The following is a 25,016-nucleotide window of genomic DNA, read 5'->3' as shown; positions in this document are numbered from 1 at the left end:
ACTTCAACCACCTTTACTCAGGTAATTACAATTCAGGATACAACAGCACCAACCTGGACAACTGCATCGACAGCTTTGAATGTTACTTTACAATGTAGCGATACCGCAGGGCTAAACACAGCTCAGTCACAAGCTCCGGTAGCAACTGATAATTGCGGAGGAACAATTACCTATATCAAAACAAGCGGAGTATTCGTAGCTTCACAATCCTGTATCAATACAGGAACATATACCAATACCTGGGTTGCCAAAGATCTTTGTACTAATACCTCAGCAATATTTTCTCAGGTAATTACGATTGAGGATACAACAGCGCCAACCTGGACAACTGCTGCAAATGATTTAAATATTACTTTACAGTGTAGCGATGCTGCCGGATTAGTAACTGCCCAAAATCAGGCACCTGTCGCCACTGATAATTGCGCAGGAACCGTAACCTATACTAAAACCAGCGGAGTATTTGTGGCCTCACAATCCTGTATCAATACAGGAACATATACCAATACCTGGGTAGCTAAAGATCTTTGTAACAATACTTCAACCACCTTTACTCAGGTAATTACAATTCAGGATACAACAGCGCCAACATGGACAACTGCAGCTACAGCTTTGAATGTTACTTTACAATGTAGCGATGCTGCCGGGTTAGCAACCGCCCAAAATCAGGCACCTGTCGCCACTGATAATTGTGCAGGAACGGTAACCTATACCAAAACCAGCGGAGTATTCGTAGCTTCACAATCCTGTATCAATACAGGAACATACACCAACACTTGGGTTGTCAAAGATATTTGTAACAATACTTCAACCACCTTTACTCAGGTAATTACAATTCAGGATACAACAGCACCAACCTGGACAACTGCTGCAAATGATTTAAATATTACTTTGCAATGTAGCGACGCTTCCGGGTTAGCAACTGCCCAAAATCAGGCACCTGTTGCAACTGATAATTGTGCAGGAACGGTAACCTATACCAAAACCAGCGGAGTATTTGTGGCTTCACAATCCTGTATCAATACAGGAATATACACCAACACCTGGGTAGCCAAAGATATTTGTAACAATACTTCAACCACCTTTACTCAGGTAATTACAATTCAGGATACAACTGCACCAACATGGACAACTGCATCGACAGCTCTGAATGTTACTTTACAGTGCAGCGATACTGCCGGGTTAGCAACTGCCCAAAATCAGGCACCTGTTGCAACTGATAATTGTGCAGGAACTGTAACCTATACCAAAACCAGCGGAGTATTTGTGGCTTTAGCAACTGCCCAAAATCAGGCACCTGTTGCAACTGATAATTGTGCAGGAACTGTAACCTATACCAAAACCAGCGGAGTATTTGTGGCTTCACAATCCTGTATCAATACAGGAATATACACCAACACCTGGGTAGCCAAAGATCTTTGTACTAATACCTCGGCAATATTTTCTCAGGTAATTACAATTCAGGATACAACAGCACCAACATGGACAACTGCTGCAAATGATTTAAATATTACTTTGCAATGTAGCGATACCGTAGGGCTAAGCACAGCTCAGTCACAAGCTCCGGTAGCAACTGATAATTGCGCAGGAACCGTAACCTATACCAAAACAAGCGGAGTATTTGTGGCTTCACAATCCTGTATCAATACAGGAACATATACCAATACCTGGGTAGCTAAAGATCTTTGTAATAATACCTCGGCAATATTTACTCAGGTAATTACAATTCAGGATACAACAGCACCAACCTGGACAACTGCTGCAAATGATTTAAATATTACTTTACAGTGTAGCGATGCTGCCGGATTAGTAACTGCCCAAAATCAGGCACCTGTCGCCACTGATAATTGCGGAGGAACGGTAACCTATACCAAAACGAGTGGAGTATTTGTGGCTTCACAATCCTGTATCAATACAGGAACATATACCAATACCTGGGTTGCCAAAGATCTTTGTACTAATACCTCAGCAATATTTTCTCAGGTAATTACGATTGAGGATACAACAGCGCCAACCTGGACAACTGCTGCAAATGATTTAAATATTACTTTACAGTGTAGCGATGCTGCCGGATTAGTAACTGCCCAAAATCAGGCNATTGAGGATACAACAGCGCCAACCTGGACAACTGCTGCAAATGATTTAAATATTACTTTACAGTGTAGCGATGCTGCCGGATTAGTAACTGCCCAAAATCAGGCGCCCGTTGCAACTGATAATTGTGCAGGAACGGTTACCTACACCAAAACAAGCGGAGTATTTGTGGCTTCACAATTCTGTATCAATACAGGAACATACACCAATACATGGGGAGCCAAAGATCTTTGTAACAATACTTCAACCACCTTTACTCAGGTAATTACGATTGAGGATACAACAGCGCCAACCTGGACAACTGCTGCAAATGATTTAAATATTACTTTACAATGTAGCGATGCTGCCGGATTAGCAACTGCCCAAAATCAGGCACCTGTTGCAACTGATAATTGTGCAGGAACTGTAACCTATACCAAAACCAGCGGAGTATTTGTGGCTTCACAATCCTGTATCAATACAGGAANTACTGCCGGGTTAGCAACTGCCCAAAATCAGGCACCTGTTGCAACTGATAATTGTGCAGGAACTGTAACCTATACCAAAACCAGCGGAGTATTTGTGGCTTCACAATCCTGTATCAATACAGGAATATACACCAACACCTGGGTAGCCAAAGATCTTTGTAACAATACTTCAACCACCTTTACTCAGGTAATTACAATTCAGGATACAACAGCACCAACCTGGACAACTGCATCGACAGCTTTGAATGTTACTTTACAATGTAGCGATGCTGCCGGATTAGTAACTGCCCAAAATCAGACCTACACCAAAACAAGCGGAGTATTTGTGGCTTCACAATTCTGTATCAATACAGGAACATACACCAATACATGGGGAGCCAAAGATCTTTGTAACAATACTTCAACCACCTTTACTCAGGTAATTACAATTCAGGATACAACAGCACCAACCTGGACAACTGCATCGACAGCTTTGAATGTTACTTTACAATGTAGCGATGCTGCCGGATTAGTAACTGCCCAAAATCAGGCACCTGTTGCTACTGATAATTGTGCAGGAACTGTAACCTATACTAAAACCAGCGGAGTATTCGTAGCTTCACAATCCTGTATCAATACAGGAACATACACCAACACCTGGATTGCCAAAGATCTTTGTAATAATACTTCAACCACATTTACTCAGGTAATTACTATTGAGGATACAACAGCTCCAACCTGGACAACTGCTGCAAATGATTTAAATATTACTTTACAGTGTAGCGATACCGCAGGGCTAAACACAGCTCAGTCACAAGCTCCGGTAGCAACTGATAATTGCGGAGGAACGATAACCTATACTAAAACAAGCGGAGTATTCGTAGCTTCACAATCCTGTATCAATACAGGAACATACACCAACACCTGGGTAGCTAAAGATCTTTGTAACAATACCTCAGCGTTATTTACTCAAATAATTACGATTGAGGATACAACAGCGCCAACCTGGACAACTGCTGCAAATGATTTAAATATTACTTTACAGTGTAGCGATACTGCAGGGCTAAACACAGCTCAGTCACAAGCTCCGGTAGCGACTGATAATTGCGGAGGAACGATAACCTATACTAAAACGAGTGGGCAGTTACAACGAGGAAGTTGCGGAAGTACGGGAACTTATACTAATACATGGATTGCAAAAGATCTATGTAGTAATCTCTCAACAATATTTACTCAGGTAATTACAATTCAGGATACCTCAGCTCCAACCTGGATTACACAGGCAGGAACACTAAATATAACTTTACAATGTAGTGATACAGTAGGTCTGCTAGCTGCTCAGGCCCAGGCTCCACAAGCAACTGCAAATTGTACGATTGTCACTTACATTAAAACAAGTGGTCAATTTGTGGCTTCTCAACAATGTGCGAATGAAGGAACTTATACTAATAGCTGGATTGCAAAAGATGATTGTGGTAATATTACAGATGCCTTCATACAAGTAATTACCATTGAAGACACCACTTCTCCAATATTTATTGGGGATCTTCCGCAAAACATTACAGTTTCATGTGATGCCGTTCCTGAACCTGCTACAGTAGAAGTTTCTGACAATTGCAATGGAAATTTACCAATTGTATTTTCTGAAATCAAAAGTGATATTCAAAATGAGTGCAATACCAACTATACTTTAACCCGTAAATGGACCACAAGTGATTGCGGTGGAAACACAGTATCCCATACTCAAATTATAAAAGTAGAAGATACAACTCCTCCAACAGGAACTGCTCCAACCGATGTTGCCAACTTACAAAGTATTGCTGATATTCCGGTTGGAAATCCAACTGATATAACAGACGAAGCAGACAATTGCAGCCAAAATATAAACATTACAGTAAGTGATTCTAATAATGGAGCAAGTGGTTGTGAAGGAAATGCTTATATTCTTACCAGAACATACACTTTAACAGATTGCGCCGGTAATAAAACAGAGTTGACACAAACCTTTACTGTAGAAAATAAAGTTGCTGTATCTGGTGTTGTTTCAAACGTAACTTGTTTTGGAGAAAAAGATGGTTCAATTTTAGTAACCAATAGTCCCGGATCAACAGTTGTTATTACAAATGACAAAAATGAAGTTGTTGGAAATACTAATTTGCCAGCCGGAACTTATACGCTTACAGCAACATCAGCTGTAAATAGTGGCAACCAAACTTGTACAGCTACTGCTACAGTGACGATAACGGAACCTAATTATAGAATTAAAATCTCTGGACAAATAATAAATATCGATACCAATACACCCATTGCAAACGTACCTGTAACACTGATTCCGCAAGGAACAACAACAGGCCCTGTTTTGTTCCGTTTAACGGGAGCAAACGGAATGTATACTTTCTCAGGTATGGCTGCTGGTAGTTATTTAGTTCAGGTTCAGGATGCCAATTTAAATAGTGTTTATCAATTATATCCTGTAGATAGTAATTTATTCTTTACAACTCTTGAAGATTGTAAATTTCAGGTACATAACTTTGAATATGGAAAATCAAATCTTCCAGTATTAGGAGATTATGTTTGGTATGATACAAATGCAAATGGAATTCAGGATGAATGGTTTGATGCCAATAATGATGGTGTTGTTACCAAAAACATTCCGGACAGCGAAGGTGCTATTGTATACAGCCTTTGGGAATGGATCGATTTTAATGGAGACGGAAGTTATGCAGGTCCGCAAAATGTCGGTGAATTAAATGCCGGTGGTTTCGGAAATGCAAAAGGACCAAATGTTATTGTTGATGGTCCAAATGGATATCATGCAGAAGCAATTATAGGAATTCAGGGCTATTGGAGAGACCGACCTGAGACTGCAAATCCTTATGGACAATATAAAGTTAAACTGGTTCGCGATACCAATTTAGAAGCAGTTGCTATTGCTTTAGGAGTTGGTGGTTTAGTAAAAGTATTGCCATCAGTTACTGCCAAAAAAGTACCGTCTAAAACCAATAAAGCACAATTGCATACGGTTTGTACAACAACACCAGATGCAGGATATATAGTAAATGTAACACCCGAAGATTTAGTGCATTTAGATATTGACTTTGGTGTAAATTGTAAAGAATACCAGGATATTGTTGCCAACGACGATAGCGCAGGTCCAATAGCCGGTGTTAATCATACTACAACAAACGTACTGAATGTGTTACCAAATGACACGATTGAAGGTGTGCCTGTAACGGCTTCAGCTATGATTGTAACTACTGTAACACCAAATGAATTTTTACAATTAAATCCTGATGGCTCCGTAGATGTTTTACCAAATGCACCAGTTGGTACATTAACAATGGTTTATCAAATTTGCGAAGCGGATCAAAGTTCAAATTGTGATACTGCAACCATTACTGTTACAATTGTAGCACCGGAAATGACTGTTACAGCAACCCCGATTTGTGTAAATGATGTTCCGTATCTAGATTATGTTGTAACACCTGGAAATTTCACACCGGTAGATGGTGTAACAATAACCTGGGCAGGTACTGGTAACAATGTTATTACTACCATGAACAATTTACCACTAAGTGGTCGCGTATTATGGCCAGGAGCTGTAGTTGATCAGGCTGGAAATGGTGTCGATTGGCCTGGATGGTTATTCCAAAACAATCAATGGGTTCAGGGTGCAGATGGTTTCGAAACCTTACGCCCAACAGCGACTTTAACAATAGCTGTTAATCCATCTCAAACTATAGTAGTAAATTATCCACCCGCTGATCCTTATTGTATTGCCAGACCAACATTTGCGATAGTAGCCAATGATGATACTGCCGGGCCAGTAAATGGCAACAATGGAGGCACAAACGTAATAAATGTTTACACAAATGATACTCTGAATGGTAATGCGCTAAATCCTGCTGATGTTACCTTGACAACTGTAACACCAGACCCAAAAGGAGCTTTGACACTAAATCCTGATGGATCAGTAAATGTAGCTGCTAATACGCCTACCGGCACTTATACATTAACCTATCAAATTTGCGAAAATGCCGACTTTGGAAATTGCGATACCGCTATAGTAAATGTAACTGTAAGCTTTATACCTCCTGTACTTACAGCATTGACTGATACTTATAGTGTTACTTGTAATGGATTTGGAGTTGTTGGAAATATTTTAAGCAATGACAAAATAGATATTGGGCCAGCGTCGATAGACTTATTAAATCTGACCATACTTCCAGGTACTCAAGGTAATCCAGGAATTACAGTTGATGCATTAGGAAATGTAAATGTTGCAAGTACAACACCTCCGGGAACGTACAGTTACGATTATCAAATCTGTCTTAAAAAATTCCCTGAGATTTGCGTTACAAAAAATATCGCTATAGCTGTTCTTCCTACTGTATCAAATCTTACCGGGGAGGCTTGTGCTGACGATTCTACTCTTATTAATTTACTTTCCATATTACCGGAAAATACGCCAACAAACGGAACATGGATCGATACAAATAATAGTAATGCTTTACAAGGAAGTTTTCTAAATGCATTTGGTCTTGCACTAGGTAACTATGTATTTGAATACAAAATAACGGATCAGAATTGTCCAAGAAGTATATTCCTTTCGATGGAAATAAACGATGACTGTAAAGTATTAGCTTGTACAAATGTTTTGATACACAATGCTTTCTCTCCAAATGGTGATGGAATAAATGATGTATTTAAAATTGATGGTATTGATGAGATAACCTGTTATCCTGAAAATACGGTTGAAATTTATAACCGTTGGGGAGTATTAGTTTTTGAAACTTCTAATTACAACAATACAACCAACGCATTCGACGGAACTTCAAGAGGAAGAACGACTATTAAAAAATCTGACGGTCTTCCAACCGGGACCTATTTCTACATTATTAATTATAAATCCTTAGACGGAAACAATGTAATACAATCTAACAAAAGGGATGGTTATCTTTATCTGTCAAAATAAAGACACTTATTATGTATTTCGCTGTAAACACCTACTTTATAGTGAAATACATAATAATTAACAAAAAAAACCTTAAATTTAAAAAAGCGAATGTACTGGTTTTTTTATTTAGAAGTTCCGTTAATAAATCAATAGTAATAATAAATAATAAATATCTACTATGAGAACAAAATTATTTTCCTTCGTCATACTGTTTGTTACAATTGTAGGTTTTGCACAGCAGGACGCACAATTTACACAATACATGTACAATACTATAAATATTAATCCTGCCTATGCAGGTTCTCGTGGAGCTTTAAGCGTTTTTGGCCTATACCGAACACAATGGGTCGGACTAGATGGAGCTCCTGAAACCAGTAGTTTTTCAGTCAATACACCAATTAATAATAGCAATATAGGAATTGGAGCTTCGCTGTTAAATGATAAGATCGGACCAACAAATGAGAATAATATCTCCGTTGATCTTTCTTACACCGTTCAGACATCAGCCAATTTCAAACTTTCTTTTGGTATTAAAGGAACTGCTAATATCTTCAATTTAGATGTAAGCAAACTAAATCCGGAAGATCAGGGAGATCCGCAGTTTCAGGATCTGGACAATAAATTCTCTCCAAATGTAGGAGCCGGGGTTTACTGGCATTCTGATAAGGCTTATATTGGTTTATCTGTTCCTAATTTTATTGAAACCAATCGATATGATGATAATGATGTTGCTATTTATAAAGATAAAATCAATTATTATTTGATGGCCGGTTATGTATTTGATTTGGATAAATACCAATACATAAAATTCAAACCTGCTGTACTTACCAAAATGGTAGAAGGCGCCCCCCTTCAGGTAGATGCATCAGCCAATTTTATGTTTTATGACAAATTTGTAGTCGGTATTGCTTATAGATGGAGCGCTTCACTTAGTGCTATGGTAGGATTTCAGATCACAGACGGACTTTATTTAGGGTATGGTTATGATCGTGAAACCACAAACTTAAATAATTATAATTCGGGATCGCATGAGATATTCCTTCGCTATGAATTCTTCAAAAACAATGGTAAAATGACAACTCCACGTTTCTTCTAAAAACTACGATTATGAAAAATTATATACTTCTTTTCCTAATAATTGTAAATGTTTTTTCATTTGACAGTTATGCACAGCAATCAAGAATAAATGCTGCCGATAAAAAGTACGCCACTTACGCTTATATTGATGCCATAAAGACTTACGAGAAGGTAGCAAACAAAGGATATAAGTCTGAAGACATGTTTAAGAAACTTGGGAATTCATACTACTTCAATTCAAATTTTGAAGGAGCTTCCAAATGGTATGGTGAACTATTTGCCATGAATACTTCTGTCGAACCTGAGTATTATTACAGATACGCACAATCATTAAAATCTACTGGAGAGATTGATAAGGCTAATAAACTTTTGGGGGAGTTTAATGCGAAAAACAAAACAGATAACAGAGGAAAACTTTATGAGGAAAATGTAAATTATCTTGATCAGATTAAAGCTAATTCAGGGAGATATGACATTGAAAATGCCGGAATCAATTCGAAATATTCAGACTACGGAACCTTTGTTCATGACAACAAAATATATTTTACCTCTGCACGCGATACCGGTAATTTCTCTCAACGAAAACATAAATGGACAGGAGAATATTTCACAAATCTGTATATTGTCGATGTAGATTCTTCAAAAGTCAAAAAATTCAAAACCGACCTGAATACTAAATTTCATGAAGCATCACCGGCTTTTACTAAAGATGGAAAAACAGTATATTTTACAAGAAACAATTATGTTGACGGAAAAAAAGGAAAAGATGAAGAAAAAACTACTTTAATTAAAATATACAAAGCTACCCTTGAAAATGGAAAATGGACCAATATTACCGCAGTATCATTTGCCAGCGATAATTACAGTACCGCACATCCGGCACTTAGTCCTGATGAAAAAACCTTATATTTCGCATCTGATATGCCTGGAACGTTAGGCCAATCTGATCTTTACCAAGTAAGTATTAACAGCGACGGTAGTTATGGTACACCTGTAAATATGGGCAAAACCATTAATACGGAAGGAAAGGAAACATTCCCGTTTGTAACCGATGAAAACGAAATCTATTTTGCTTCAGACGGACGTCCGGGACTCGGAGGATTGGATGTTTTTGCAGGAAAAATAGAAAAAGATGGAAGTATAAGTGACATTCAGAATCTTGGAGCCGATATTAATTCACCAAAAGACGATTTTGCTTATAGCATTGATCCTGTTTCCCGAAAAGGATATTTCAGCTCTAATAAAGATGGCGGACAAGGCTCTGATGATATTTATAAGTTTATAGAAAACAAAGCATTAAGATGTGTACAAGAATTAAGCGGTACGATAACCGATTCTGAAACAGCTGTTATTTTACCAGGGGCAAAAGTAAGCTTATATGATAATCAAACCGTATTGAATACCACAATTGCAGACGTTAACGGTCTTTATAAGTTCCCAGTTGATTGTGGCAAAACCTATAATGTGAGAGCTGAAAAAGAAGAATATGAAACTAAAGAAGTTAGCATAACAATTGGAAAACTGTCAGGAAAAACAAGTTTACCAATTGCTTTGACCAAAAATACCTGCAGAGTAACTATTGGAGACGATTTAGGAACCTGTTTCGGAATAAAAATGATTTATTTTGATTTGGATAAATCTAACATTAGAACAGAAGCAGCCATTGATTTAGAAAAAATACTGGTTGTCTTAAATGAAAACCCAGGCATGAAACTTGATATTCGTTCACATACAGATAGTCGCGCAACCTTTAAATACAACGAAGCACTATCTGACAGAAGAGCGAAATCTACCATAGAATGGCTGGTTAAAAATGGTGTCGCTGCCAAAAGATTAACCGGTAAAGGTTATGGCGAAACACAGCTTGTAAATAAATGCGCCGATGATGTACCGTGTACAGAAGCAGAACATCAGGAAAACAGACGAAGTGAATTTATCATTACTGCATTGTAGTTTTAGTTAATTCAGATTTTCATACATTTTAAAGCTGTCTTTTTAGGCAGTTTTTTTTATAAAAAAAACCGCTGTAACCCATAAAGGGCTACAACGATCACTAAAAAACCAACCAGTTTTAAATTATCTTAAATTCTAACAAATATATTAGTATAGTATTTTTTTCCTGTTGCAGGATCTGTCGTAACAGATAATCCGAAGTGGGTAAAGTTACCTTCGATATTTTCTTTGTGTCCGGGACTTTCTAACCAGGCTTTTAAAACAGCCTCAGAAGTTTTATAGTTATAAGCTACATTTTCGCCAACATTTTTAGCACCAAGTACTCCCATAATATTTTCAGATCGTGCCGTAAAATCATTATGATTTACAACGTTATTGGCAATCATGTAAGTATTATGTTCCTGACATTTAAAAGAGATATGATTTATTTTTTGCAATGCATTTAAACCAATTCGTACTCGATAATCGTTTATTAATTGCATGGTTTCCAGCTCCGAATCATTGTAAGTATAATTCGTTATCAGAGCTTCTGTTGTAGTACTACTTTCCGTTCCCTCGGCAGTGTCAGCAGAGCATGAGTTCATTGCAATAAAAATTGCAATGAACAGCATGGTGTGCATAATTTTCGTCTTCATAGTCATCAGCAGTTTACGCAAGCTTAAAGTAAATGTTGGGGCAAATCCTTTAAATTTTTATATTAAAATTAAATTGTTTTTTCTTACACCAAACATATTTAATTTACCGGTAAACTACAAAAATAATCGACGAACTACATGTTAATTTTTAATATAAATGTAATTTTCTTACATCTAAGAAGATAATCGTTCAATTTTCCATGAATAATCAGATTGACTTTGATATCTAATCCTGTCATGTAATCTATTTGGTCTTCCCTGCCAAAATTCTACTTCTAAAGGAGTAACTAAAAATCCTCCCCAGTTTTCAGGTCTCGGAATCTGTTTTCCTTCAAATTCTGCTTCCAGTTTCTTTAAGTTTTCTTCTAAAAAAGTTCGCGACGGAATCACTTCGCTTTGGTTCGAAACAATGGCGCCTAACTTGCTCCCATCCGGACGGGAATCAAAATAACCGTCAGATATGTTCTCAGAAGTTTTCTGTGCAATTCCTTTAATGATTACCTGACGCTCCATTTCGGGCCAAAAAAAAGACAAACAAACGTGCGGATTCGCTTCAATCGCTTTTCCTTTTTCCGAATTGTAATTGGTATAAAAAATAAAGCCTTCTTCAGAGAATTTCTTTAGTAAAACTACACGGGATTTCGGAAAACCATCCAACCCAATTGTTGAAACCGTCATGGCGTTTACTTCACCGCTTGCGCCAAAGTCTTCTACTTCATGAAACCATCGGTTAAAAAGATTAATTGGATCGTCCGGAATATTGCTTTCTAATAATTCGCTCTTCTCGTAAGATTTTCTATAATTGCTTAAATCGTTCATTTTTTTGTTTTTTTTGTTTTTTTTGTTTCAGGTTTCAAGTTTCAAGTTTCAAGTTTTCTAAACAGACTTTTATTTTGCATCTTGAAACATATAACCTCAGAATGTTAGTTTATTAATTTAAAACTCAAAAGAAACACCGTCATTGCCTAAAAGTACATTCGGGAAAATAGTTTCTGCTTCTTCTTTAAAACGTTCTATACCATCATATCTTGTTGAATAGTGTCCTAAAATAAGTTGTTTGGCATTTGCCTTGAGGGCAATTCTCGCGGCTTCTTTGGCTGTGGAATGCAAGGTTTTTTCTGCTAATGGCGCTTCTGATTCTAGAAAGGTAGATTCGTGATATAAGACATCTACATTTTCAATAATCGGAATTATGGCTTCACTATAAGCGGTATCAGAACAAAAAGCATAACTCATTGACGGAATTGGGTCAAAAGACAATTTTGCGTTTTCAATTACGGTTCCGTTATCCAATGTGACATCGCCGCCGCCTTTTATTTTTTGGTAATAGGCTGTATGAATATTATAATGCTGAACGGCTTCTACATTTAATTTTCTGTCTCCGGGTTTTTCCTGAAACAAAAATCCATTGGTGTATACACGATGTTTCAGCGGAATCGTTTTTACAATTACTTTCTGATCTTCAAAAATCACTTCGCTTACCTTAGACTCTAATTCGTGAAAAAACAAACTATAAGTAGTCCAGGATTCTGTCAGTTTTAATTGAAGAAGAATTAATTCTTTTATTCCTTTTGGTCCGTAAACATGTAAATCAGTCGTTCTTCCTAAAAGAGAAAAAGTCGATATTGTTCCAATTAATCCGTACAAATGATCTCCATGCAAATGCGAAATAAAAATGTGATTAATTTTAGAGAATTTAATCTTGTTTTTACGCAATTGAACCTGAGTTCCTTCGCCACAGTCAATCAAAAACAATCTGTTCTTAATTTCTAAAACCTGCGAAGTCGGATTCGTAATCGTTCTGGGAGTTGCGGCATAACAGCCAAGTATCGTAAGCTTCATTTTAATTTTAGATTTTAGATTGTTGATTTTAGATTGGATTGAAAATATTTTAGATTCAGCATTAATCTAAAATCTAAAATCAGAAATCTAAAATTAAAACCCGAGGTCTCTTTCAATTTCCTCCATTTCGATAATATCGTGTGCTTCCAAAAGAGAAGGAACAACCACTAATTTATCGGAAATCGAGTTGAAATCAAGATCAGAAACTACAATTACAAATGACTTTTTTGATTTCTTTTGTTGTTTTGAAAGCGGTAAAAAAAGTTTCAAATCGCTTTCAGACAAATTAGAATCTGCTGATAAATCGATTATAATATTTTGTTTTTCAAAGGTTTTAAACTGTTGCGTCACTTTCTCCAAAAAAGAATTAAAATCTCCCTGGGTGTCTTTAATCGTAACGGTATGTCCTTTTTGATCTACTTTCATTTTACTAAGGTACGAAGTTTTTTTATTTTTGTTTCAGGTTTCAAATTTCAGGTTTCAAGTTGTCAAACTGAACGTTCCAAAACTTGAAACCTGAAACTTGAAACAAATAAAACTTATTGAATTTTAGACGCCAGAAGATAAATAACCGCCATTCTTATCGCCACTCCGTTTTCTACCTGATTCAGGATTACAGAATGATCTGAGTCCGCTACTTCAGAAGTAATCTCTACTCCCCTGTTGATTGGTCCCGGGTGCATGATGACGATTTCTTTTCCAAGAGAATCTAGTAAAGGTTTGTCTACTCCGTATTGTTGGGCGTATTCTCTTGTTGAAGGGAAAAAGTTTACATCCATACGTTCGTTCTGTACACGAAGCATATTGGCAACATCACACCATTCTAATGCTTTTCGTAAATTGGGCTCGACCGTAACTCCAAGCGATTCAATATATCTCGGAATCAGCGTTTTTGGTCCGCAAACTTTTACTTCGGCGCCCTGCATTTTTAAGGCATATATGTTAGATAAGGCAACTCTTGAATGCAGAATATCACCTACAATAACCACTTTTTTTCCGGCAACATCACCCAATTTTTCTCTGATTGAATAACTGTCTAATAAAGCCTGCGTTGGATGTTCGTGCGCACCGTCGCCAGCGTTTACGATACTGGCTTTGACATTTTTAGATAAAAAATAAGCCGCTCCGGGATTGGAGTGGCGCATTACAACCATATCAACTTTCATCGAAAGGATATTGTTTACAGTATCAATAAGTGTTTCTCCTTTTTTAACCGAAGACTGAGCTGCAGAAAAACTAATCACATCTGCCGACAATCTTTTTTGGGCTAACTCGAACGAAAGTTTTGTCCTGGTACTGTTTTCGAAGAAAATGTTAGCAATGGTAATATCTCGTAATGAAGGAACTTTTTTAATTGGTCGGTTAATGACTTCTTTAAAATGATCTGCCGTTTCAAAAATTAGGTTAATATCATTCTCGTTGATGTATTTAATTCCTAATAAATGATTTACGCTTAATTCTTTCATTTTTTATTTCTTTAATTTTTATTTGTCAAATTCCTGAATTTCTGAAACCTTCAGTCTTTCAATGCTTTTTTAAAGAGCAGTTCCTTACTATTGGATCATTCGCTCTACAACCTCGCTGTAATCCTGCAAGTCTCTTCCGTCTTCATCAAAAATATGCTGCCATCTGAAACCCGGAATTTCTATTTTTGTTCTGGCTGATGGACTCCACTTTATTTGAAAGCCGTTGTTTCTTAAAACTTCGGCCACTTTTTTTCCCACTTCCATTGCAACTGCATCATCAGAATTATCTACTTTCTGAAAAGCGATAAACAAACCCGGATCTTTTACTGCAACAGCTCTCGCCAAATCTTGTTGGTGATAAAAACAATAACCGTCAGACCAGACTTCGTTTTCCTGCAATTCTCTTTCTACCTCAACTACTTCATATTCGCCCTCTGTTGTGGTGTAGCCTGCATTGTGGAGCGCAACGATATTTTCATCGCCTAACTCATCAAACGCTTTTATTAATCTTTCCGTATCTGTTGGACTTTTCCATTGTTTACTTTCGGCAAGCAATTTTTGGTATTCTTCTTTTATGGTATCAAAAGCCCACTCTTCTGAAATTTCATCTTCAAATTCGTTGTCTTCAATTTCTTCTATGATGTTCTCCTTGATCTCATCAATAGAAAGAAATCCCATTCTAACCTGATTAAAAATTGATTCGTAAATAAACGCTTTGTTTTCTGTCATTTTGTTGTTTAATCGTTTATTTGTTTTTATTGTTTATTTGTTTTTATTGTTTAACCGGTTAATTGTTAAATCGTTGATTTGTTAAATTGTTTAATCGTTTAGTTTTTGCGATTAAACAATTAACCGATTTACCTATTCAACTAATTAGTTATCAGGTAAACGGCATCTTCGCCTTCATTTTCTTTCCATCTTACTTTTACCTTTTCATCATTAATGGCATCTACCTGACGACCGCGATAATCAGGCTGAATAGGCAGGTTTCTGCTAAATCGTCTGTCGATTAACACTAACAATTCAATTTCTGACGGTCTCCCGAAAGACTGAATTGCGGTTAAAGCAGAACGAATGCTTCGTCCGGTAAACAAAACGTCATCGATAAAAATGACTTTTTTGTTTTCGACTATAAAATTTATTTGTGTTTTATTGGCTTCAAGCGGTTTATCAGTACGACGAAAATCATCTCTAAAAAAAGTGATGTCTAAATATCCCAAAGAAATTTCAGGAGTCTGGTATTCGTTTTCTAATATTTGTTTTAAACGTTCAGCTAAAAAAACGCCTCTTGGCTGAATCCCGACTAAAATAGTATCGGAGAAATCAAGATGTTTTTCGATTAACTGACAAGCCAAACGATGGAGTATGATAGTAACTTCTTTTGAATTAAGTAATACTTTTTGGCTCATAATTAAGTGTGATGTTTGGTTGGGCAAATATACGAAATCAGAATTTATTTGTTGGGGTGTTGAGTGGGGAAATATTTTTTTTGGTTTTGGTGGGAGATTTGGGGATTTAAAATTAAATGTTGTTTTTAGTTTTTCAAAAACAAAAAATTTTCCATAAGAATTTTATTTAATGTTTTACTTTAGTAGAAGTTTTCTAAAAAAACGGCTTATATTAAACACTTAAAGATTAAACTTATGAAGAAAAATTACTCAGAAGATTTTAATGGAGAAGAAAAAATACTAAAATATAAATATAAAATTCTAATAAAAAAAGATGGCTTAAAAGCAAATCAAATTAAGTCAGAATTAGTAAAGAGCCGTTTCTTTCCTCCTTACGAAGATCGTCGTTTAGAAAACCCAATCTATAATTTCATAAATTATTCCTTCGAAAAACATTTTAGTTTTTTAGGTAATTCAAAAGCGTATTTATCCAACTATAAAGAAAGAGAAGGTTCTTTAGAGATTTCTTTTATAATTCTAATTATCTGTAATTATGGAGGAATTAGAGAGACGATGGATTATTTTTCTGAAGATTTAGAAAATTTCTTCAATTCGGATAATCAATTTGATATTTCAATTAATTACGAAGATAGTTCCAAATCAATCACAAAAACTCCAAAAATGAATAACTCAAATATTCTAGTTCTTGAAAAGAAAATTCAAAATCTTAAAAGATTCATGTTTCTTTTGTTGTTTTTTATTGTTTTGATTGGTACATATATGCTAAACCTAAGTGATAAAATTACAGATAATAATGGTATCGAAAAAATTATAGATAAAAAACTGGATGATAACAATTTGAAAATTAAGATTGATTACTTATATACAAATGAAGTTTCAAAAAACAATCAATCTCGTAGATAACAAAACAAGTAAATAATTCCTCTTTATTTAACATAAGAAATTTATGAGTAATATCATATTGTGAAAAATTGCAATTTAAAATAAATTAAGAATTAATGAATCCTGATTTTAGTAAAAATACAATTGACACTTTAGCAAAAAGAGCTGCTTTTATGTGCTCTAATCCTGATTGCAGAGTACTTACTGTTGGTCCAAATTCTGATCCAGAGAAATCTACGAAAATAGGAGAAGCAGCCCACATTTATGGAGCAAGAATTGGTTCTAAACGATATATCGATACAATGACAGATCCAGCAAGAGCAGAAATTGCCATAAACTTATTGATACGGATGAATATAAATATTCTGCTAACATTTTATTTGCTTGGAGAGAACAACATGAAAAATTCATATCTTCTACTTTAGGAAATAGTACAGATCAAATATTGTATAAGGAACAAATTTCTATTCTTAAAGATTTTGATAATTATACTCCCTTAATAAAACGAATTATTATTGACAAACCTGACGGATGGGAACACAGACTTACTGCCGAACTTATGAGGTTTCTAAACGATCCACTTTTCAGAAAACTTAATGATTTAAAAAATGGATTATATTTAAAACCATCTGAAAATGTTGAGCAAGAAAAAGCATTAAATTGGATCCAAGATCGATTAAAAGAACTATCAAGAATTGTTGCTCCTTTGGTTGGCTTATTGGATCGTCTAACAAAAAGTTTGGGGAAACCAGGAGAACCGGGAGATATAAATAAAATTCATCATGTTACTAAATTGATTAAAGAATATCTTGAACATGTTATAGAATTTGAAGAGAGAATTCGATTTGTAAACATTCCTCAAGATTATCAAAAAACAGTAAATTTACTTAAAAATCTAATTGGCTCACAAATATCAAAACTATCTACTATCCCTTCAGATCTTGATGAAATCCTCTCGCTTGCAAATAATCAACAAATAGAAAATGAAATTCCAAAAGAAATAAGAAAAGAATTTGTGATTGAAATATCTGAATATTCACAAAAAGAATTAAATAAAGAATTAAACGGATTGCAAAATAAACAAGATTATGGCTCTAGTAATTCGTCTGGATGTGTTACCACTTTGATAATTGTAATAGGAATAATATTATTTTTATTATTCTAATCTTTAACGCGATAATCTCATAACAACACACAAAACCAATATATTACTTTAAAAAACATTTCTAATTTCCTTATCTTTGATTAAACAGTAAAAACACCAAACATCATGAGAAAAATAATCGTCATAACTATGATTACAATCGATGGCGTAATGCAAGCACCTGGTGGTCCTGGAGAAGATACTTCGGGCGGTTTTGAATATGGAGGCTGGGTGGCGCCTTTTGGAGATGAAGAATATGGCAATGTCATGCAAGAACAAATGAAACCTGCCGATATTCTTTTAGGCAGAAAAACATTTGATATTTTTGAAGATTATTGGCCAAAACATGCAGAAGGATGGCCGGGAATAAATGAAGTTACCAAATATGTTTTGTCGTCAACCAGAAAAAATTCCGATTGGGAAAATACCGAATTTCTTTCCTCTATAGAAGATATCAAAAAACTCAAAAGTTCAGAAGGTGGAGATATTAAAGTTTGGGGAAGCGCAACTCTTGTTCAGCTTTTGCTTCAACATGATTTAGTTGATGAACTTGGACTCCTAATTTATCCTATAATTTTGGGCAAAGGAAAAAAATTGTTTGATGATAGTTCAACTCCGGCAGGATTTACCTTAATGGAAAGTACGACTACGCCAAACGGTGTAATTGCGGTTAGTTATAAACGAGCTGGAGAGGTTAAGACTGGAACAATTGGAGAGTAAAATTTTCCGAAACTATAACTCTATTAATCGTTTTAAGTAAATCTAAGCCATTCAATTATTATGAAGAAAAAAACATTTCTCATCTTTTCTATTTTAACTACAATATTTTTTAGTTCTTGCAAATCAACACCAGATTTGACAGAAAACGAAGTTTACACTATCATAAATGAAATTATAGTCGACGACAGTTTACCAATTTATCAGGCATGCTGGAAATTCAAAAATGTTAAGTTTACTGAGAATTATAAAAAAGAGTTTACTGAAGAAGACTTGGAATTTATTAGTGAACAAAATGAAATTTTCAAGGATTTAAAAATAAAATCGAATAAATTGAAGTGGTACAAAAAAAGGCAAAAGGCATTTGAATTCACCTCAATTGATACAATTTGCGATCAGGGAATTTTATATCACATTTCGTTTCCTCTCATTTCAGCTGATAGAAAGAAAGTAATTATTGAATTTCAAGAAGATTGCAATTGTTTATTAGGTGGACAAGGAGGAAAAGATTTATACGAGAAAAAGAACGGACATTGGATTAGAACAAAAAGTTTTGATCACTGGATAAGTCAAAATAAAAATTCAAAAATTAATTCTAATAGATCTTAAGTCTTAACTTATAATAAATTTAAGATAGTAAATCTCCAAATCATAGAACTTTTCAACCAAATTATATAAAACATTTTTTTGCTGATTGAAGTAATTTTATTCTAACGATAATTAGAATATTAAATTCTATTTAAAACAATTAAAACAGCAAAATCATGCAAAAGAACATTACACGTTTGTTAATGGTATTCGTAATACTATTTTCATTTACAAGTTGCGAAGTTATTGGAGACATTTTTAAAGCCGGAATGGGATTCGGGATATTTATCGTAATCTTTATTGTTGCGATCATTATCTGGATTCTCGCCAAGGTTTTCAGAAAATAAAAAACATAAAAAAAATCCCGATCTTTTTGCGATCGGGATTTCTTTTTATATGCTGGTTGTAATTAATCTAAACACATAGAAAATATAGATTGCTGTACTTAAAAAAGGTGTTTCACTAATTTAAAAAACACAAAACTAATCGCTGTGCAGAACTTATTACAAATTGTACATTTTCTTTCTTAATTCCTGAATTTTTTCATCATCAAGATATTCGTCAAACGTCATGTATCGGTCGATTGCTCCGTTTGGCGTTAACTCCACTACTCTATTACCAACTGTTTGTGCAAACTCGTGGTCATGCGTTGTGAAAATTACAGAACCTTTAAAGTTTTTCAATGAGTTGTTGAAAGCGGTAATTGACTCCAAATCTAAGTGATTCGTTGGTTCGTCCAACATTAAGATGTTAGCGCGCTCCATCATCATTCTCGACAACATACAACGTACTTTTTCTCCTCCTGATAATACACGGCTCGTTTTTAAAGCTTCTTCTCCAGAGAAAATCATTTTCCCTAAGAAACCTCTAATGAAAACCTCATCACGTTCTTCTTCTGTTTTTGCGTATTGACGTAACCAGTCTACCAAAGTCAAATCATTTTCAAAGAAAGAATGATTTTCAGCTGGCAAATAAGCCTGATTTGTTGTGATTCCCCAATCAAAAGTTCCCGCATCAGCTTTTTGGTTTCCGTTTAATATTTCATAGAAAGCGGTTGTAGCACGTGAATCTTTAGAGAAAAGTACGATTTTATCGCCTTTCGCCATATTCAAATGAACACCTTTAAACAAAAGATCGCCTTCGACAGAAGCTTCTAAATTTTCAACATTCAAAATCTGGTCTCCTGCTTCACGATCCTGATCAAAAATAATCGCAGGATAACGACGGCTAGAAGGTTTGATGTCCGAAATATTCAATTTAGAAATCATTTTTTTACGAGAAGTTGCTTGTTTTGACTTTGCAACGTTCGCACTAAAACGACGAATAAATTCTTCAAGTTCTTGTTTCTTTTCTTCTGCTTTTTTGTTTTGCTGTGCACGTTGTTTTGCCGCTAATTGGCTAGACTCGTACCAGAACGTATAGTTTCCTGAATAGTGATTGATTTTTCCGAAATCAATATCAGAAATATGTGTACAAACCGAATCTAAAAAGTGACGGTCGTGAGATACTACAATTACGGTATTTTCATAATTTGCCAGGAAATTCTCTAACCAGGCGATGGTCTCGAAATCCAAGTCGTTGGTAGGCTCATCCATAATAAGCAAATCCGGGTTTCCAAAAAGTGCCTGCGCTAAAAGGACACGAACTTTAATTTTTCCCTCTAAATCGCCCATTAAAGTATAATGGTGTTCCTCGTTGATTCCTAAGTTAGACAACATTGATGCAGCATCAGAATCGGCATTCCAACCGTTCATTTCTTCAAACTGAACCTGAAGCTCTCCAATTCGGTCAGCGTTTTTGTCGTTGTAGTCTAAATAAAGTTCATCCATTTCTTTTTTAACAGCATACAGAACTTTATTTCCCATCAAAACGGTTTCCAAAACGGTATGTTCGTCGAACATATTGTGATTTTGGTTTAAAACCGACATACGTTTTCCCGGTTCTAAATGAATGTGGCCAGAAGTTGGGTCAATGTCGCCCGAAATGATTTTTAGAAAAGTAGATTTTCCAGCACCATTGGCTCCAATAACGCCGTAAATATTTCCGTGAGTGAAAGTAGTATTTACTTCGTCAAACAAAATTCGTTTGCCAAATTGAACTGATAAATTATTGACTGTTAACATGAATGTCTTTTTAATTAATTTTGTGCAAAAGTACGGAAAAAGGTTCTAAGTTGCAAAGGTGCTAAGGTTCTAAGTTTTTTTATTGTGCGCGTATATTTTTTTCACCATATAAGTGATATAAGTTCATTTAAACTAGACTATAATAGTATTGGAGACATCAAGATCATATAAGTTTTATGATTATTTTTAAGCCGGGTTTAATTTTAGAAATAAGAAAAACTTTGCGCCTCTGCGCCTCTGCGAGATCAATTCAACACAAAGCCTTTATAATCCTTATATTACTTATATGGTTTAAAAAAACTACAGTTTGCTCTCTTTCGCCAACGCGACTTCCAGGCTTTCGAAATTAGGCAGCACTTTTGCGATTAAACCTTCTTTGTTGAGAATAAAATGTGTCGGAAAAGCATTCAAATCCAATGTTTCATTCATGTAAATTTTCATATCCGGAATGACAGTATAGGACAATGGTTTTCTGGCTAAAAATACCTTTAATTGTTCCGGAGTATCTTCGGCTAAACTGATAAAAAGAATATCTTTTCTGTCTTTGTATTCTACTGCTAAACGATTTACCTGCGGAAATTCTCTTATACATGGTGTGCAGTGAATGTACCAGCATTTGATTACGATAATTTTCCCTTTCATGGTTTCGTTTGAAACTTCGTTTCCGTTTAAATCTTTAAATGAAAATTTAGGAAAAGCTGTTCCTTCCATTTTGAAGTTTTTATAAGCATCAAATGCTAATTGATTGATCGTGGCTTTTATACTTGAATCAGAATTTTGGTCAATTTTAAACAGTTTATAGTAATAAATTGAATCATCTGATTTTAATCGAATTGGAATAAAATTTCCATTTGCCAATTCATTAAGAAATGATTCTTTTGAAATTTCTTTTGACTGAAGATCAAGTGCCACAAAATCTCTGGAAAGCATAATATTTTTGCTTTGATACGCTGACCATTCGCTGAAGTTTTTCTGAATTTGCATGGGATCGACTTCAGGATTTCCGAATTTAGTTTGGCTGAAACCAAAATTAAAAAATAGAAAAGTGATTATAAAAGAGATCGGTGTCTTCATGAAATTTGAGGCAATAATTTGGAATTCAAAAGTACTCAAAATATAGAAACTTTATGATTACATTTGATTTCGCTTCTACTCTTAAAATCTTTTTTGATGAAAAAAATGTTTTTGCTGCTTTTAATTTTAAATCACTTTTCTGTTTTTTCTCAAACTGAAAAGCTCTCTTATTATATTGAAAAAGATAGTCTTTTAGGCGTAAAAAATCAAGATGGTAAAATTATTATTCCAGCTTCAAATACTATTGTGCCTTCTATTTACGATGGAATTTTACAAGAAGAATTAAAGGAAAATATATTATTTTTTTGGGTTGCCAAAGAAGATTTTAAAGGATATGACCGAAACGGGAATTACCTTTTTGAACCTTATCTTTTTGATGCCGGTGTAGATGATTTTTCTGAAAGTTTAATGAGATTTACGGAAAACAAAAAGTTAGGCTTCGCAGATCGAAACGGAAATAAAATAATTTCGGCTAAATATGATTGGGCTTCCAGTATGGATTTTGGTTTTGCCCAATATTGTCAAGGCTGTTATTTTGACCGATCGAAAGATGATGAACATCCTCCGTTGGTTGGAGGAACCTGGGGCTATATAGATAAAAAGGGATTGGAAATAGTACCGACAGAAAAACGAAATCATCCCAAGGATTTTGAAACCGAAAATCATCAATTTATTCCGTATCAATTTCAATATAATAATCAGGAAAAGCAAATTTTAGATTTTTTTGAAAAACGAAAAGATCAAATTATCAAAATCTACAAAATAGATTGTATTGTAAAAGATTTATATTTTGAGATTGTACAGCAACCTTCAAAATTGGAACCTTACTATACAGTCAAAACTTTTGAAGTTTGTGATCACTATTTTCATGGAGCAAATGAAACTTATGATGACTATAAAATTTTTAAAGTTTCTCAAGATGGAAAAGAATTCTATGTATCTTATATTGATTTAGTAAATCGTAAAAAATATTCTGAATATGTAGAGCGAAAAATTCAGGTTGATAAATGGATTAAGAAAAATTCGAAGAGAACTAAACATTAATCTTTACTTTACTACATATAAAACATTATGGATTATTTCATTAAAGAAAGAGTAAATAACAAAGGAGAATTATGTACAATAGGAATTGATTTCGAACCTGAAAACAACGTTTTATCAGCTTTATTTTCGTCTATTAGAATAGAACAATTTCCTGATTTCATTACTGATATCAGCAATTCAAAAAGTACAGGATATGAACCTTTAAGTTTGCGAATGTACAACGATATTGACTGGGAAGATCAGGCTTGGATAAAAAGTGTTATGCATAGAAACCTGCAAAAAGGAGAAGTTTTTGTTTCTGTTTACAAGATTGGTGAAACAATAATTCCAGAATCTGTTTTGGATAAAATATTGTACAATTATGGTTCTAATATCTTAGATGTATTTCATAAAAACAGTCAGGTACAAGAAAAATACATTGAGTATTATAACCATTATGATAAAGAAAATCATATTTTTAAAGAAAACCTCTTTTGGGTTAAAGCAATGAAAGATTCACTTTTAAAACTCTCGCAAAAAATGATTAACCCTGAATACTGAAATGGAAGAAAGAAAAAACTGGTTGGATGCTGCAGAAAAATTCAGATCTAATAGCAATGCTGTACTTTTATGCCCAAGCTGTAATGAAGGTTATTTACAAATCAGGGACGTCCCATTTGATGAAAACAATATAAGTAAAGGCGGAGAGCGATTTATCGAATGTCCAGTATGTAAGAAATTTGAAATTATTCTATACCGAACAATTCCAGAGAACTGGTTTTATAATAATAAACAAAATTAGAATAAAATGCGTTTACAATCTTCAATTGATATAACATATAATTCTGATATTATTTAAATAAAACTATGATTAAAAACTGGAAAAAGACTAATGAAAACGGGATTTCAATTCCAATTGACATACTTTCCCCTCACCTATCTTATTTTGATAAAATTGAGAAAAGTCTAAAAGAAGAATTTTTAAAAGGAAAAAAGTTTGGAATTGCTTGGGAATACAATGGATTAGAAATATCAATTTTTGATAAAGAAGCAAGCGTTGAAGGTTTTCCAACGGCTAACTTAGAATATGTGATCGCAATATTCAGAAATAGTAAATTATATCCAAGTCCAAACAATGCTGTAATTTTTAACTTAGACGGAAGTTTAAATAAGATTTTACAAATTCCTAAATTTAAATCTGCTATTATCTTAGAGGAAATAGAAAAAAATAACCAAAAAAATCCTCCTCTGGATGACAAACATCTGAGTTTTTACAAGTATACCCGTGATACAAATGACCTGGGTATTGAACTGGATATTCTAGAAATTAATTATGCTTTGGAGTATAGCGAATCGCAAATTTTAGATCCTCGTTCCTTAGAATTAACGAATCTTTTCAAGAGTCGCTTTGACCGCGATTATTATTGAGAAGAAAAATTTCCTTCTGAAAGCGAGTGCCCTAGAGCCCTGATAGGAGCGGTATCCTTTTATGGCAGTCCCGAGGCTTCGGGAGCCATAAAAGATACAAGCGGATAGCAGGAAACAGCTCCTAAAAAAAATTAAAATCCTAACTCTTCTAACTAATTACA

22 protein-coding genes are annotated in these 25,016 nt (G+C 34.7%); 13 read left to right on the top strand and 9 right to left on the bottom strand.

What is annotated here, in order from left to right; genetic code table 11:
• The first annotated feature begins 4,923 nt into the window (after window positions 1-4,923).
• The 3 genes from ASC72_RS24865 (at window position 4,924) to ASC72_RS18885 (ending at window position 10,524) form a co-directional block, all read left to right on the top strand.
• Window positions 4,924-7,512: a gliding motility-associated C-terminal domain-containing protein gene (locus ASC72_RS24865; protein WP_371258471.1), complete on the top strand. Its 2,589-nt coding sequence runs from the start codon at window positions 4,924-4,926 to the stop codon at window positions 7,510-7,512.
• Between the two features lie 160 nt (window positions 7,513-7,672).
• Window positions 7,673-8,590, top strand: coding sequence for a type IX secretion system membrane protein PorP/SprF (locus ASC72_RS18890; protein WP_056194439.1), 918 nt, complete (start codon window positions 7,673-7,675; stop codon window positions 8,588-8,590).
• Between the two features lie 11 nt (window positions 8,591-8,601).
• The gene (locus ASC72_RS18885) at window positions 8,602-10,524 is read left to right on the top strand and encodes an OmpA family protein (RefSeq protein WP_056194436.1); all 1,923 of its coding nucleotides are present in this window, start codon (window positions 8,602-8,604) and stop codon (window positions 10,522-10,524) included.
• Window positions 10,525-10,652: 128 nt separating this feature from the next.
• Here ASC72_RS18885 and ASC72_RS18880 read toward each other — a convergent pair whose 3' ends face one another.
• The 7 genes from ASC72_RS18880 to pyrR all read right to left on the bottom strand — a co-directional run bounded on the left by ASC72_RS18880 (window position 10,653) and on the right by pyrR (window position 15,876).
• Window positions 10,653-11,159, bottom strand: a complete 507-nt coding sequence (locus tag ASC72_RS18880) for a CAP domain-containing protein (RefSeq protein ID WP_056194567.1) — start codon at window positions 11,157-11,159, stop codon at window positions 10,653-10,655.
• A 174-nt stretch (window positions 11,160-11,333) separates the two neighbouring features.
• Window positions 11,334-11,978, bottom strand: a complete 645-nt coding sequence (gene pdxH, locus ASC72_RS18875; protein WP_056194434.1) for a pyridoxamine 5'-phosphate oxidase — start codon at window positions 11,976-11,978, stop codon at window positions 11,334-11,336.
• A gap of 117 nt (window positions 11,979-12,095) precedes the next feature.
• Window positions 12,096-13,001, bottom strand: coding sequence for a ribonuclease Z (locus ASC72_RS18870; RefSeq protein ID WP_056194430.1), 906 nt, complete (start codon window positions 12,999-13,001; stop codon window positions 12,096-12,098).
• 93 nt (window positions 13,002-13,094) lie between these two features.
• A complete protein-coding gene (locus ASC72_RS18865; protein WP_056194426.1) occupies window positions 13,095-13,427 on the bottom strand; it encodes a hypothetical protein in 333 nt (110 codons plus the stop codon).
• A gap of 113 nt (window positions 13,428-13,540) precedes the next feature.
• A complete protein-coding gene (locus ASC72_RS18860; RefSeq protein WP_007805228.1) occupies window positions 13,541-14,467 on the bottom strand; it encodes an aspartate carbamoyltransferase catalytic subunit in 927 nt (308 codons plus the stop codon).
• 87 nt (window positions 14,468-14,554) lie between these two features.
• Window positions 14,555-15,196 (bottom strand): hypothetical protein, encoded by a 642-nt coding sequence (locus tag ASC72_RS18855; protein WP_056194423.1) that lies wholly within the window; start codon window positions 15,194-15,196, stop codon window positions 14,555-14,557.
• Window positions 15,197-15,336: 140 nt separating this feature from the next.
• On the bottom strand, window positions 15,337-15,876 hold the full coding sequence (pyrR, locus tag ASC72_RS18850) for a bifunctional pyr operon transcriptional regulator/uracil phosphoribosyltransferase PyrR (RefSeq protein WP_056194419.1): 540 nt from the start codon (window positions 15,874-15,876) through the stop codon (window positions 15,337-15,339).
• 234 nt (window positions 15,877-16,110) lie between these two features.
• Between pyrR and ASC72_RS18840 the strand changes: the two genes are divergently transcribed.
• The 6 genes from ASC72_RS18840 (at window position 16,111) to ASC72_RS24310 (ending at window position 19,554) form a co-directional block, all read left to right on the top strand.
• Window positions 16,111-16,779: a hypothetical protein gene (locus ASC72_RS18840; protein WP_056194414.1), complete on the top strand. Its 669-nt coding sequence runs from the start codon at window positions 16,111-16,113 to the stop codon at window positions 16,777-16,779.
• 95 nt (window positions 16,780-16,874) lie between these two features.
• Window positions 16,875-17,183, top strand: a complete 309-nt coding sequence (locus ASC72_RS18835; RefSeq protein ID WP_056194411.1) for a hypothetical protein — start codon at window positions 16,875-16,877, stop codon at window positions 17,181-17,183.
• Between the two features lie 20 nt (window positions 17,184-17,203).
• On the top strand, window positions 17,204-17,923 hold the full coding sequence (locus ASC72_RS18830) for a hypothetical protein (protein WP_056194408.1): 720 nt from the start codon (window positions 17,204-17,206) through the stop codon (window positions 17,921-17,923).
• Between the two features lie 105 nt (window positions 17,924-18,028).
• The gene (locus ASC72_RS18825; RefSeq protein ID WP_056194405.1) at window positions 18,029-18,622 is read left to right on the top strand and encodes a dihydrofolate reductase family protein; all 594 of its coding nucleotides are present in this window, start codon (window positions 18,029-18,031) and stop codon (window positions 18,620-18,622) included.
• A gap of 60 nt (window positions 18,623-18,682) precedes the next feature.
• Entirely contained in the window at window positions 18,683-19,228 is a 546-nt protein-coding gene (locus tag ASC72_RS18820) for a hypothetical protein (protein WP_056194402.1), read from the top strand.
• 155 nt (window positions 19,229-19,383) lie between these two features.
• Window positions 19,384-19,554, top strand: coding sequence for a hypothetical protein (locus ASC72_RS24310; RefSeq protein WP_198528523.1), 171 nt, complete (start codon window positions 19,384-19,386; stop codon window positions 19,552-19,554).
• 156 nt (window positions 19,555-19,710) lie between these two features.
• Here the strand turns inward: ASC72_RS24310 and ASC72_RS18815 are convergent, their stop codons facing one another.
• Both ASC72_RS18815 and ASC72_RS18810 read right to left on the bottom strand, forming a co-directional pair.
• Entirely contained in the window at window positions 19,711-21,330 is a 1,620-nt protein-coding gene (locus tag ASC72_RS18815) for an ABC-F family ATP-binding cassette domain-containing protein (RefSeq protein WP_026984448.1), read from the bottom strand.
• A gap of 300 nt (window positions 21,331-21,630) precedes the next feature.
• The gene (locus ASC72_RS18810; RefSeq protein ID WP_056194399.1) at window positions 21,631-22,404 is read right to left on the bottom strand and encodes a TlpA disulfide reductase family protein; all 774 of its coding nucleotides are present in this window, start codon (window positions 22,402-22,404) and stop codon (window positions 21,631-21,633) included.
• A 96-nt stretch (window positions 22,405-22,500) separates the two neighbouring features.
• Between ASC72_RS18810 and ASC72_RS18805 the strand changes: the two genes are divergently transcribed.
• The 4 genes from ASC72_RS18805 (at window position 22,501) to ASC72_RS18790 (ending at window position 24,855) form a co-directional block, all read left to right on the top strand.
• Window positions 22,501-23,448 (top strand): WG repeat-containing protein, encoded by a 948-nt coding sequence (locus ASC72_RS18805; protein ID WP_056194396.1) that lies wholly within the window; start codon window positions 22,501-22,503, stop codon window positions 23,446-23,448.
• A gap of 27 nt (window positions 23,449-23,475) precedes the next feature.
• The gene (locus ASC72_RS18800) at window positions 23,476-23,988 is read left to right on the top strand and encodes a hypothetical protein (RefSeq protein ID WP_056194394.1); all 513 of its coding nucleotides are present in this window, start codon (window positions 23,476-23,478) and stop codon (window positions 23,986-23,988) included.
• A 1-nt stretch (window position 23,989) separates the two neighbouring features.
• Window positions 23,990-24,229 (top strand): hypothetical protein, encoded by a 240-nt coding sequence (locus tag ASC72_RS18795; RefSeq protein WP_056194391.1) that lies wholly within the window; start codon window positions 23,990-23,992, stop codon window positions 24,227-24,229.
• 65 nt (window positions 24,230-24,294) lie between these two features.
• Window positions 24,295-24,855, top strand: coding sequence for a hypothetical protein (locus ASC72_RS18790; protein WP_056194388.1), 561 nt, complete (start codon window positions 24,295-24,297; stop codon window positions 24,853-24,855).
• Window positions 24,856-25,016 lie beyond the last annotated feature (161 nt).

The sequence above is a fragment of the Flavobacterium sp. Root420 genome, assembly GCF_001427905.1.
Taxonomy (GTDB): domain Bacteria; phylum Bacteroidota; class Bacteroidia; order Flavobacteriales; family Flavobacteriaceae; genus Flavobacterium.
The sequence above is the reverse complement of the archived record's forward strand: the minus strand, read 5'-3'. Positions and strand labels throughout refer to the sequence as shown.